Source organism: uncultured Pseudoalteromonas sp., assembly GCF_963922945.1.
GTDB lineage: Bacteria > Pseudomonadota > Gammaproteobacteria > Enterobacterales > Alteromonadaceae > Pseudoalteromonas.
Window position 1 is genome coordinate 14,045 of sequence record NZ_CAWUKC010000014.1, and the last position, 12,574, is coordinate 26,618.

At 40.5% G+C, this 12,574-nt stretch carries 14 protein-coding genes; 1 reads left to right on the top strand and 13 read right to left on the bottom strand.

Annotated elements, in window-relative coordinates; genetic code table 11:
* Positions 1–2: 2 nt before the first annotated feature.
* From cheD to AABI99_RS05080, 12 genes are all read right to left on the bottom strand, one after another.
* A complete protein-coding gene (gene cheD / locus AABI99_RS05025; RefSeq protein ID WP_338364032.1) occupies positions 3–626 on the bottom strand; it encodes a chemoreceptor glutamine deamidase CheD in 624 nt (207 codons plus the stop codon).
* The gene (locus tag AABI99_RS05030; RefSeq protein ID WP_338364034.1) at positions 610–1,440 is read right to left on the bottom strand and encodes a protein-glutamate O-methyltransferase CheR; all 831 of its coding nucleotides are present in this window, start codon (positions 1,438–1,440) and stop codon (positions 610–612) included. The genes cheD and AABI99_RS05030 overlap by 17 nt, the downstream gene beginning before the upstream one ends.
* A 60-nt stretch (positions 1,441–1,500) precedes the next feature.
* A complete protein-coding gene (locus tag AABI99_RS05035; RefSeq protein WP_338364036.1) occupies positions 1,501–4,206 on the bottom strand; it encodes a methyl-accepting chemotaxis protein in 2,706 nt (901 codons plus the stop codon).
* Positions 4,207–4,254: 48 nt separating this feature from the next.
* Entirely contained in the window at positions 4,255–4,740 is a 486-nt protein-coding gene (locus AABI99_RS05040; protein WP_338364038.1) for a chemotaxis protein CheW, read from the bottom strand.
* Complete coding sequence (locus tag AABI99_RS05045; protein WP_338364040.1) at positions 4,737–6,827, bottom strand: chemotaxis protein CheA; 2,091 nt, start codon at positions 6,825–6,827, stop codon at positions 4,737–4,739. Before AABI99_RS05045 ends, AABI99_RS05040 begins: the two co-directional genes overlap by 4 nt.
* Positions 6,828–6,841: 14 nt before the next feature.
* Positions 6,842–7,204, bottom strand: a complete 363-nt coding sequence (locus AABI99_RS05050; protein ID WP_338364042.1) for a response regulator — start codon at positions 7,202–7,204, stop codon at positions 6,842–6,844.
* An 8-nt stretch (positions 7,205–7,212) separates the two neighbouring features.
* A complete protein-coding gene (locus AABI99_RS05055) occupies positions 7,213–7,485 on the bottom strand; it encodes an STAS domain-containing protein (RefSeq protein ID WP_338364118.1) in 273 nt (90 codons plus the stop codon).
* A gap of 164 nt (positions 7,486–7,649) precedes the next feature.
* Complete coding sequence (locus AABI99_RS05060; protein ID WP_338364045.1) at positions 7,650–8,267, bottom strand: SCO family protein; 618 nt, start codon at positions 8,265–8,267, stop codon at positions 7,650–7,652.
* Positions 8,264–9,193: a heme o synthase gene (cyoE, locus tag AABI99_RS05065; protein WP_338364047.1), complete on the bottom strand. Its 930-nt coding sequence runs from the start codon at positions 9,191–9,193 to the stop codon at positions 8,264–8,266. Before cyoE ends, AABI99_RS05060 begins: the two co-directional genes overlap by 4 nt.
* 12 nt (positions 9,194–9,205) lie before the next feature.
* Positions 9,206–10,195 carry a COX15/CtaA family protein gene (locus tag AABI99_RS05070; protein WP_338364050.1) on the bottom strand — a complete coding sequence of 330 codons (990 nt, stop codon included), beginning with the start codon at positions 10,193–10,195 and terminating at the stop codon, positions 9,206–9,208.
* A 30-nt stretch (positions 10,196–10,225) separates the two neighbouring features.
* A complete protein-coding gene (locus AABI99_RS05075; RefSeq protein ID WP_004588220.1) occupies positions 10,226–10,720 on the bottom strand; it encodes a hypothetical protein in 495 nt (164 codons plus the stop codon).
* Positions 10,710–11,450 carry an SURF1 family protein gene (locus tag AABI99_RS05080; protein WP_338364055.1) on the bottom strand — a complete coding sequence of 247 codons (741 nt, stop codon included), beginning with the start codon at positions 11,448–11,450 and terminating at the stop codon, positions 10,710–10,712. The genes AABI99_RS05075 and AABI99_RS05080 overlap by 11 nt, the downstream gene beginning before the upstream one ends.
* 14 nt (positions 11,451–11,464) lie before the next feature.
* On the opposite strand from AABI99_RS05080, the gene AABI99_RS05085 reads away from it, so the two are divergent.
* The gene (locus AABI99_RS05085) at positions 11,465–11,776 is read left to right on the top strand and encodes a DUF2909 domain-containing protein (RefSeq protein WP_338364056.1); all 312 of its coding nucleotides are present in this window, start codon (positions 11,465–11,467) and stop codon (positions 11,774–11,776) included.
* Here AABI99_RS05085 and AABI99_RS05090 read toward each other — a convergent pair.
* Positions 11,676–12,551 carry a cytochrome c oxidase subunit 3 gene (locus AABI99_RS05090; protein ID WP_338364058.1) on the bottom strand — a complete coding sequence of 292 codons (876 nt, stop codon included), beginning with the start codon at positions 12,549–12,551 and terminating at the stop codon, positions 11,676–11,678. The genes AABI99_RS05085 and AABI99_RS05090 overlap by 101 nt on opposite strands.
* Positions 12,552–12,574: the final 23 nt, after the last annotated feature.

Genomic DNA, 12,574 nt, shown 5'->3' on the forward strand with positions numbered 1-12,574 from the left:
TCCTAAAACAGCTCTATGTTAGTCTCGGTGGCTTTATCTTGTTGTTTAAGATTTTGCAGATAACGTACTTCACGTTTTTCAATGGTGTTATTGTGCAAATTCTTCAGTTTTTTTACATGGACTTTACCCGTATGCGGATGAAAAAAAATTTTTCGAGGCCATGGCCCCCCCATATCTTGTGCAACAAGATTAAGCGACTCCTCCTGAATATACGCATTCGCGAAGCTAATATTGCCTATTCCTATATCGGTCATCGCGCTAATGATTTTGCCGCCACCGAATAGTTTTACTTTTAAATTTTTTCGCGTAGCCCCGCCTTTTAAAACTTCGTTAATTAAATACTCCATTGCCCAATTTCCGTAGCGACAACTAAAACTGTGTGCACTGTTTAATTCAAGGCCTTTTTTTACCGGCAACATAAAGTGATTTACACCGCCTATACCGGCTTTTTCGTCATACACGCACGCAGCTATGCACGACCCGAGCACAGTAGAAATAAGCTCATCATTTTTTGAAACATAAAACTCACCAGGTAATATTTTTGCCACTACACTTGTGCGCCCTGCATCCCAGTAACGTTTTATATGTTCAAACCCAGGCAGCACAGACCTAAACTGGGTGTGCATTATTTTGCTTTTGATACATGGTTTTCCCTAAATTTTTAAACTCAGCGTGCTCTTTACCCATACTTTCTGAGTGGCCTAAAAACAAATAACCATCATGATTAAGCACGTTTGCATAACGTTTAAACAAGCTATCTTTGGTTTCCTTATCAAAGTAAATAACCACATTACGGCACAAAATTAAGTCAAACCGCCCTTTCATCGGCCACTCTTGTAAGAGATTAAGGCGCTTAAAAAAAATGTGTTTATTAAGCTGTGGTTTCACTTTATACGTTTGCCCATCTTTGCTTTTTAAAAACCACTTTTTAAGTACGTTTTTTTCTAAACCATTAACATTAGCTGCGGTATAAATGCCCGCTTGTGCTTTAGCCAATACATTAGAATCTAAATCAGTCGCTAAAATTTTTACATCCCACGAGCTTGGGAATAAATCAGCAAGCGTAATCGCTAAACTGTAAGGCTCTTCTCCGGTAGAACAACCCGCTGACCATACCCGAACTCGTTTAGCTAGTTTATTACTGCTAAGCAACTGCGGCACTATAGTACTTTTCAAAAATTCAAAGTGGTGGGGCTCTCTAAAAAAAGACGTTAAATTGGTGGTAATTGCATTAATAAATGCGTCAAACTCTGCTTCTTTATTATTATGTAAGTATTCTAAGTATTGTGAAAAGTTTTTAAATTTATGCTCCCTTACTCTTCTTGCTAAGCGGGAATACACCATTTCACGTTTGTGATCGCCAAGCACAATACCGCACGCGTTATAAACTAAAGCAGCAATGTCTTTAAAATCTTTATCGGTACATAAAAATTCTTTCATTGTTATACCATCCCTTGTAAGACCAGCTTGCTAGAGTATTAACTAGCAAGCCAATGATGACTAAAACTCTTCCCACTCATCTGCTGAGTCTATAAAGTTTTCACCTTTAGGTTGGGTATGTTTTAAATAGCCACTAGGTTGACGTGTAGGGGCTGCTGCGCGTTCAAAGTGGGTATTTTGCATTACATTTGCACCTTGCTGCTCAAGAGAGAAAAAGTGCAGTAACTGGCGCATCTCGTTTGCTTGCTCAGCCATTGATTCACCTGCAGCAGAGGCTTCCTCTACAAGCGCTGCATTTTGCTGAGTCATTTCATCCATTTGAGCAACCGCTTTATTAACTTGCTCAATGCCTGCGCTTTGCTCCTCAGAGGCCTCGGTTATATCGGCAATCATTTGAGTAACCCGCTGTACACTCGTTACTATCTCTTTGAGCGTTTCACCCGACTCATTTACAAGCACAGTACCATCGGTCACTTTTGCTACACTGTCTCTAATGAGTTCTTTAATTTCTTTAGCTGCACCGGCTGAGCGCTGCGCTAAGTTGCGAACTTCGCCTGCTACAACAGCAAAACCACGGCCTTGTTCACCTGCTCTGGCAGCTTCAACAGCGGCGTTAAGTGCCAGTAAGTTAGTTTGAAAGGCTATCTCGTCAATAACGCCAATAATATCAGCAATTTTTTTACTCGACTCGTTAATAACCGACATACTCGCTACGGCTCTATTTACAACTTCGCCACCTTGAATGGCTTTGTCGCAGGTTTCTTCAGCTAAATCGTTAGCAACTTTTGCATTATCCGCATTTTGTCTTACGGTACTGGTCATTTCTTCCATACTTGACGCCGTTTCTTCAAGTGATGAAGCTTGCTCCTCAGTACGCTGACTTAAATCGGCATTGCCTTGCGATATTTCTTCGGCACCACTGGCTACAAGTGTGGCTGATGAGTTTATGCGATTTATAACATCGGTTAGTTTATCTGCTGTGGTATTGGCATCTTGTTTTAGCTTATCAAACGAGCCTTGATACTCTTTTTCTATGCGTTTTGATAAATCACCATTGGCCATTGCATCAAGCATTTGCGCAGTATCACTGACCGCATCATCTACAATTTTAACAAGGCTATTTAAGCCTTGTGCTAAGCGCAAGAAGAACCCTTCTTTTCCAGTTTCATCCACTCGGGTTTCTAGATCGCCATTGCCCGCATCAGTCACTAATTGAGCAATTTCTTTTTCTATTGCTACCTCTGCGGTTCTATCTTCCCACTCGACTACTGTGCCAATCCGCTCTTGTTCAGACGTAAAAATAGGGTTAGCGATTAAACCAAAGGTACGCCCGCCTACTTTTATTTCGGCTCGGTAAGTTGTTGTAAGCTTAGCTAATAAGTTTTGTTGATGAGCTGGGTTTTTATGAAATATATCAATGTTTTGCTGAATTAAGTTGGTGCTATCAAAGTTTGGTAGCTCCTTTTTCAAATCATCTTCAGCAAGACTCATCATCGATTTAACCGCATTGTTCATATATACAATTACATTTGATGAGTCGGCTATCATAGTATTTGTCGCTACAGTATCGAGCGCTTGCCTTACACGTAAGTTTTCTTGTGCTTCGGCGCGCTCTTGCTCTGCTTTGGCGACGCTATCGGTAATATCTTCCCATTCAACAATAGTGCCCAAATGCTTACCTTCATGGTTTATCCATGGCGTAGCAATTAAACTAAAAATAAGCCCCGCTAAACGCAATTCGGTTTTATAAGGTTGCTTTAGATCTTTTAATAACTGACGTTGATGAGCAGGGTGTTTATGAAAATCATCAACACAAGTGCCAATTAAACTATCAACCGAAAAGTTAGGCAAATCGCTTTGCAAAGCCGCTTCGCGTGCTTTGAGCATTAACTTAACTTGTTCATTTGCAAACACTATGTTGAGGTCTTTATCTGCAATCATGACATTGGCTTGGCATACGGATAATGCACTTGCTAGATCTGCTGCCTTTTTAGACTCACGCTCAAGCTGTTTTTGTGCGGTGATATCACTGGCATATTTAATAACTTTATATGGCTTACCGTTTAAATCGAATATTGGGTTATAAGAAGCTTGAATCCATATTTCTTGCCCTTGTTTACCTATTCGCATGTACTCGCCCGAGTCGTACTCACCTCGTCCAAGTTTGTCCCAAAACTGTTTATATTCGTTTGTTTTAGCGTACTGAGGATCTACAAATAATTTATGATGCTGGCCTTTTATTTCGCTAAGTTGATAGCCTAGACCATTCAAAAAATTATCATTAGCCGTAATAATTGTACCATCAAGGTTAAACTCTATCACCGCCTGAGATTTACTAATTGCCTCAAGTTGACCTTGCGCTTCAGCAGATTGCTGTTTTTGCTCAGTAATATCGGTGGCAAATTTAATTACTTTTAACACTTGGCCTTGGCTATCAATAATGGGGTTATAGGTTGCTTGGATCCATACATCACGCCCCCCATTAGCAAAGCGTTTAAACTCATCAGAAATAAACTCTCCACCGCGCAAACGCTGCCAAAAATTTTTGTACTCGCTGCTTTGTGCTTCATCAGGTGCAACAAACATAGAGTGGTGCTGCCCCTGCACTTCCTCTAAACGATAGCCCATGGCATTTAAAAAGTTTGAATTGGCCGTAATTATTCTACCGCTAGGTTCAAACTCAATAACCGCTAATGATTTATTTAATGCCTTAACGATTAAGTCATTACTTGATTCTGATTGCTTCGGATTACTAAACCATCCCATGCCCATCACCACCTTTATGTTTGTTTTTGTTGCTACATAGCGCCGTGGCTATATATCCATTGTTCTTTGTAAATCGATTAACGAGACCATTTTCTCGCCCACGCTTACCAACCCTGCTACGTACTCACAGTGACTAGCATCAGACAGGTTAGGTACGGGTTTGGCGTCTTGCTCTGCAATGCTGTAAACATCTGAGACTGCATCCACTGCAATGCCCATTATTTTTGAATTATTTTCAAAAATAACTTTTACAACAATAACAACCGTTAATGGCCCATACTCAGTGCTTGGTAAGCCAAAACGTAAGCGTAAATCTATTATCGGCACTATGGTTCCGCGCAAATTAATGACCCCTTTCACAAAATCAGGCGCGTTGGGTAGCACGGTAATTTCTTCCCAGCTTCTAATTTCTTGCACGGTTAATATATCTACGCCGTACTCTTCATCTGCCATAATGAAAGTTAAAAATTGTTTGATGCCTTGCTGTTGTTCTAAATCAATTTTGCTATTGAGCTCTGTTTGCGTACTAATCATGAAGCCTCCATAGGAGCTTTAGACTCTATGATTAGCTCTTGGCTACCGGGTTTTTTAAGCCCTGATAATTTGATTAAGCCACTAATATCAACAATCAACGATACGCGCCCATCACCTAAAATTGTTGCCCCAGACACCCCATCTACCTTTTGATAGTTGGCTTCTAAACTTTTTATTACTACTTGCTGTTGAGAAAGTAAGTCATCAACCAGCAAACCCACTTTCTGGTTATCGGTTTCAACAACCACCAGCAAAGTTTTGTCTAATGACTCTATGGCGTTTTGATGATTAAAAATTTGATATAAGCGTAAAATTGGGATGTATTCGTCACGCAACCTTAGTACATCTAAGTCTTTTCCCACTCGGCTTACTTTAGTGATATCAATTTGCAGTGATTCAACAATTGAAATGAGCGGAATAATATAAGTATGCTGGGCGACTTTAACTAATTGACCATCTAGTATCGCAAGCGTAAGGGGCAGCCTAATTGTAAAGGTAGAGCCAACGCCAGGCGCTGATGAAACCTCTACTGAGCCATTTAAAGATTGAATATTACGCTTAACAACATCCATGCCTACACCGCGCCCAGATAAATCACTCACCGCATCGGCGGTAGAAAAGCCGGGCATAAAAATAAGCTCGTTAATTTCATCATCAGTTAAGTTACAGTCAGCAGCAATTAATTCGTTAGCAATGGCTTTTTCTTTAATTTTTTGCGTATTTAGGCCTTGTCCATCATCCATGATTTCTATAACGATATTACCGCCCTGATGAAAAGCGTTTAAAGTCACCGTGCCCACAGGATCTTTGCCTGCGGCAACCCGTTGTTCAATTGTTTCAAGACCATGATCGAGTGAGTTTCTGACAAGGTGCACCATGGGGTCAGATATTTTTTCCATGACCGTCTTATCTAGCTCGGTTTGCTCTCCTAATAGCTTTAGCTCCACCTGCTTGTTTAGTTTTTGTGCAATATCACGCACTAAACGTGGAAACCGGCTAAATACAAAATTAATAGGCAGCATGCGAATACGCATTACGTTTTCTTGTAAGTCCCGAGTGTTGTGCGCCAGCTGAGCCAGCCCCTCTTGTAATGATGTAATAGTCGATTCAGTAATTTCTTGCTCGCTCAACTGGTTTAACATAGCTTGTGTTATCACTAATTCGCCAACCATGTTGATTAATGAATCAACTTTGTCTATACCCACTCTGATAGAGGTGGACTCCGGTGCTGATGTTGTTTTTTTATCTGCTGAGGCTTTGCTTTTAGGTTTATCGGGTACTTTTTTAACATCGCTGGCAAGCTCTGTTTGCTCTGTGCTATCGCTATTTTTTTCATTAGCGCCTGCAGTGTGAGCCGCATCTTCATCAAATAACCCGCCACAGAGTTCTATTTTTATATCAGCGTCATCTTCTACCCATTCAAATACCTCTTTAATGGCGGCTTCTTGTTCACTGGTATTTAAAAAAAAGCGCCAGTGTAAGTAGCATTCATCACTACTTAAATCTTTAATATCAGGGATATCGTCTAAAAATGCCTGAGTTTCAAGCTCACCAAGTTCAGCTAATTCGCTGATCATAAATAAGGGCTCATTGCCTGTTTTAAAAAGGTGGTGATGTGGCTTGAAGTCAATTTGAAAAGTATTTACCTCAGCTTCGGCCGTTACTTTGCTTGGCTCATTTAGGACTGAATCGACTTGCTCTTCGCCTAGTACAATTTCAAACTGCTTTTTTAAGGTTGTGGCTTGTGATAAATCAGGCTCTTGCTCAGCTTGCAACTCGCCGAGCAATCCGCGCAAACAATCAACCGCTTTTAATAGTAAATTTACGTGTTCGGTAGATAGTTCGCGCTCTCCTTGGCGTATTTGATCAAGTAAGGTTTCTAGCACATGGGTAAACTCAGCAACTGAGTTAAATCCAAAAGTGCCACTGCCTCCTTTAATTGAGTGTGCGGCTCTAAAAATAGTATTTATTGTTTCTAAGTCTTCTTCGCCGGGCGTTAAATTTAGTAGCTCGGCTTCCATTGTATCTAGGCCTTCAAAACTTTCTTCGAAGAACACTTCAAAAAATTGACTTAAGTCTATACTCACGCCGCGCTCCTCAGTTAACGAATTACTTTTTTAAGTACCGCTAATAACTGATCTGGATTAAAAGGCTTTACAATCCAGCCCGTAGCGCCAGCTGCTTTACCTTCTACTTTTTTATCTAACCCTGATTCGGTGGTAAGCATAAGTAACGGGGTAAATTTATAGTCAGGCAGACTTCTTAGCTCCCTAATAAGGGTGATGCCATCCATAATAGGCATATTCACATCTGAAATGACCGCATCAAAACTTTGCTGCTTAGCAATTGCCAACGCTTCACTGCCATCTTTTGCTTCGGTAACATCAAAACCCGCGGTTTTAAGCGTAAAACTCACCATTTGACGCATTGACGCAGAATCATCAACCGCTAAAATTTTCTTCATATAAACCTCTAACCTTTACTTTCAAGTGTTAAATATTGACTCAAGCCAAGTTGATTAATGGCGTTTTGCAGTGCATCACTACTACCTACCCACACAATTTTATGCTGTATGGTAAGTAGGTGTTTTTGTAAGGCACACAAAAGTTGAATTGACGCGGTATCGGCTGAAACAACCTCACTGACATCTAAACAAATATCGTTGTTACTATTGAGTTCTTGTAATAAATCTTGGTGAAGTGTCTCTACTTGCATAATTGCAAGTTCGCTTGGAAGTTTTAGCATTTTTTCAGGACCTTCCCTGTCAATTCTATTCATAACAAAAGCTTAGCCTTAGTTATTAAAATTGCCATAAAAGGCTAAAAAAAATTAATAAAATTTTTAAACTTGTCACCAAAAAGCAAAAAAGGAGCCATAAGCTCCTTTTAAAATACGCAAAAAGTTTATAACTAGCTTTTATAGTAATCCGCTATTTGTTTAAACTCGTTTATCAGTTGAGTGGTATTAATAAGGGGCACATTTCCTTGTTTAAACTCTGGCTTAAATACCGCTCTTACTGCACCACTTGAATCAACTAAAGCCACCGAAGCACTATGATCGACCGCATAATCTGACTCTGTTGAATCGCTTATCGCGTAGATCAAACCCAGCTCCCTGACTACCGGAAATAAATTTTTATGCTCACCCGATACCGCTAAAAAGTCAGGATTAAAATAATCTATGTACGCTTTACGTTTTGGTGCTGTATCACGCTGAGGATCTACCGACATAAACCAAATCTGTAATGGGTAGTCATTATGTAACTTTTTATACACGCTGTTTAGTTTTGCAAGTGTTAATGGGCAAATATCTGGACAGCTGGTGTAACCTAAAAAGACTAAGTTCCACTGCCCTTTAAATTGTGCTTTAGTAACTAACTCACCATTTTGATCGTTAAGTGTGAAATCCGAAAGGGGTTTTGCTTGCTCATACACTAAAGCTTGCACATCAGGTGCGCTATTTTTCTCAGAGCAAGCAACAACTAATAACGAAAAAATTACAACTAAGCTAATCCGTAACTGCTTCATAATGGGAGCCATTTATCTATAAATAAGATCACGAAGAGTACCATTAAATGCACAATTGAAAAGCGAAATAAGTCCATGGCGTTATTATTGTTAGCATCTAGCTTGAGCTTAATCGCTTTATATAAAAATATTGCATTAATTAAACACGCACCTATTAAGTAAATAACACCCGACATACCAATTAAATAAGGTAATACGCATACAAGAGCCAATAATATTGTGTAAGCCACCACACAGGTTTTACAAAAGTCGATACCGTGTGTAACCGGAAGCATAGGAATTTTAGCGCGTTCGTAATCACTTTTGCGTGCTATTGCCAGCGCCCAAAAATGCGGTGGGGTCCAGGTGAATATAATCATTACAAGTAACCAAGGCGCAGCTGCCATTTGATTAGTTTCAGAAACCCAACCTAATAATGGCGGCATAGCTCCAGCTAAGCCACCAATTACAATGTTTTGCGGTGTGGCACGCTTTAAAAAAGAGGTATAAATAAAAGCATATCCCACTAGTGCAAACAACGTTAGTACGGCCGTGAGAATATTCGCCCAAAGCATTAGCATGATAAAACCGCCAACCCCTATCACGCCTGCAAAGCTTAGTGCATGAGTTTTGCTTAACCTGCCTTTTGCGACTGGGCGGTGGCGTGTGCGCGCCATTTTTGTATCTATTTCGCTATCAACAACATGGTTTATTACCGCTGCCGCCGCCGACAGTAACCCTATTCCTAATAAACTAATAAATTGCGCCAAAATGCCACGGCCAACATCAGGAGCGAGCGCCAAACCAACCCAGGCAGTCAGTACCAACATAGCCACAACTTTAAATTTGCTAATAGCTAAGTAATCTTGCAGCAAATTATAAACACGCAGAATAAAAGGGTGTGCGCTAATAACTTGTAGTTCTTTTTTGTCGAGTGTGAGTGCCATAAGTATTCCCCTTTATGTGCGTGCTTTTAGGTAGTAACACAACCTAACCATAGTCAATAACAAAATAGCTGCCATTAAATTATGGGCCAGTGCTACTCCAAGAGGAAAGTGCCAATGCACCACCGCAAGCCCCAAGCTAATTTGGCAAAATAACGCGACGAGCACACTCACAGTACCGTGTTTTATTTTCGTAGATTGCGCCTGACTGTATATTCGCCACATAGTAAGTGCCAACACAATACAAGTAACAAGCGCCCAAATCCTGTGCAGTAAATGAATAGACATGCGCGCCTGTTGTGATAACACACCGTACTCATAATTACTGTGCTCAAGCGGCAGCTGAAACACACTACTGAGTGAAAATGGCTGGGCATAGCTACACAGCGGTAAGCCATTACAGTGCGGCGCTGCATAATTTGCTGCAAGCCACCCACCTAATGCAATTTGAATCACCAACACAGTCAATGCAACTAAGCTCAACGAGAAGTAACGTTTAGCGTTGCTATCTCCGCCTTGTATGGGTTTTGCTGTTAATCGTAAATACAAAAGAGTAAGGAGCGACAAAATACTAAACCCACCCAGTAAATGCCCCATTACAATGAGTGGTTGTAAGTTCATCGTAACAGTCCACATACCTAGCGCAGCCTGAAATATAACTAACAATAATAGGGCTAACGATAATTTAACGGGCGTATTTGAGTAATGACGCTTTAAAAAAGCCAATAAAAACAGCACTAAAATGAGTATCCCCAACGCGCCTGCAAAGTAACGATGGATCATCTCTTTCCATGCTTTGGCAGTTTCAAACACCATATCGGGGTAACTTTGTGTAGCTAGTGCAATATCGGCCTCATGCTTTGGTACTGTTAAAAATCCATAGCAACCGGGCCAATCAGGGCAACCGAGGCCAGCGTCACTTAAGCGTGTATAAGCACCTAGCCCAACAACTAACAGCGCAAGTAACCCAGTTGCAAGTACCCAGTTTTTATAATTTTTATACATAGCAATCTCCCATTATCAATGCGCTATTAATTAGCTTGAACGAGAATAATTAAGTAGTTTTTTTAGATCTTTTAATAAACCCTTTTGGACTAAGCGGTTTTCTTGTGGCTGCTCTTTAAATGGATATTCAAGTACCACTAACCCCATATGATCGATTAAATATAAGCTCGCGGGCTGCAAATTTTGTTGCGCGTTAAAGGTTTTCCAAGGAATGTTTTTAACTTTAGGCGCCCCCATTACAGCCATATCAACCTTACCTTGGTTTTTACCTAGGGCGATATATAAGTTATCAAGCGCATTGAGCTGCTCATTACACGAAGCATTACATTTATTGGAATAATTAAGCGCAATTGTCCATTGCTTAGGGTTATGTTGCTGCCAGTTTTCAAGTTTTACTTCGTGCTGTAAAAACTCGCCATTATTGGTAATAGCGCTTGGCAACCAGTCTAGTTTTAGCGCACCGTATGCGAGTACTAGCGGTACAGCGCAACATACAACAAACAAAACTAAGGGATTATTTTTCATTATTAGTCCTCTTTTTACTGGCAAAAATGGCCACCACCACACAGGCTAAGGCGATTAAAAACCATTGCACTGCATAGGCTTGGTGCTTTTGCGGACTCATCACCACCGCTTTATAATGCGGTATTGCTAGCGCATCTCCAGCACCTTGACGATAAGCCATAAAATTAAATAACGATTGATTACTCTGCTCGCTTAGCTTTTTTAAATCTATTGATTGAATTCGTTTTTGAAGATCTTGCTCTGTCGAATTGGTTTCTAGGTTAAAACTCGTTAAGTTTTGCTCTTTTATCTGTGCTTTAAACGTAATATTTTTTTTAGGAAGTTGAATGTTAGGTAATTCGCTACGTGAAATAGGCGCTTTAACCCATCCTAAATTAACGAGTAAAGCGTTACTTGCTTGGCTTGGCTTAAATAAAACCAATAAATCGTAACCGACTTGCCCTTGATAAACTTGGTTATCTAAAAGCCAGTATTGCTGACTTATTATTTTTCCGACAAGCTCAACCACTACACCTGTTTTATTCCACTTTGTAGGCATTGCTTGTAATTGCTGCCAGCTCATTACGCCTTGGGTTTGCATGTTAGCTATAGTTGTTAGCTGTTGCTGCTTTTGCTCAGCCCTTGCTAATTGCCAATACCCTAAACGTACACATACCAGCACCACAGCTACCACAACGCAAAGTGCGATAAATGAGCTAAGCTTTTGTTTACGCCTTAAAATTAACTGCATAAAGGGTCAACCCAGTGATTATTAAAATTATTATTGTGCTGCTGTTACTATTTATACTTTTCAACTTGTTTAGAGCGCTATTTATTATGGTGACCGATAAATCTGGCGGTCGGCCTATGTCGCATTTTTTAGGCCGTCGCGTGCTGTTTTCTGTAGTGGTTTTGGTGATGGTGATAGCCGCTGTAAAACTTGGTTTCATAAAGGCTAATCACTCATCATTAACCGTTACAACACATACACAAAAACAAATAAACACAGCCACACCACATCAACAAAATGCCAATACCAAGCCGCTGCTTGAAACGCAAAATGTTTATCTTTCGTAAAGTGGCCTTTTAAAATGCGCACAAATACAACAAACAAAATGATGGCGCCAAGGGTCACATGCATGCCATGAAAGCCTGTCAGCAAAAAGAATGTATTCCCGTAAATGCCTGCATCTAGTGTTAAGTTTAAGTCGTTGTAGGCATAAATATATTCTTCTACCTGCAATGCTAAAAAGCACACACCCAATAAAATGGTTGCCCCTAGCATCACTTTTAGCGGTTTACGTTTATTATTTTCAATGGCTACGTGAGCAAAATGCAAAGTAACCGAAGACGCTAATAAAATAAGCGTATTAATAAGGGGTAAGCCTTGCCACCCCATAGCTTGCGTGGTTTCACCTGCTGGTGTGGTTAGTAGTGGCCATACAGCCTCAAAAGTAGGCCAAAGCACCTCGTTGGTCATCGCATTATTCCCAGCGCCGCCAAGCCAAGGCACAGACAAAACACGGGCGTAAAATAATGCGCCAAAAAAGGCCATAAAAAACATAACTTCAGAGAATATAAACCAGCTCATGCCTTGTCGAAATGAGCGGTCCATTTGCGCTGAATATAAGCCCTGATCAGACTCGCTAATTACATTTTTAAACCAGCTAAAAATCATATACAAAAGCACTGCAATGCCTGCATACAGCAAGTACACACCGCTGCCCCCTTCACTTTCTAAGTTCATGACTGTTAAAGCCGCACCCACTGCAATAAAAAACAACGCCACCGCGCCCACTATGGGCCAAGGACTTTGCTCGGGTACGTAGTAGTTTTCATAATCTTGATTCATGTTACTTGCTCCTAGTTTTACAC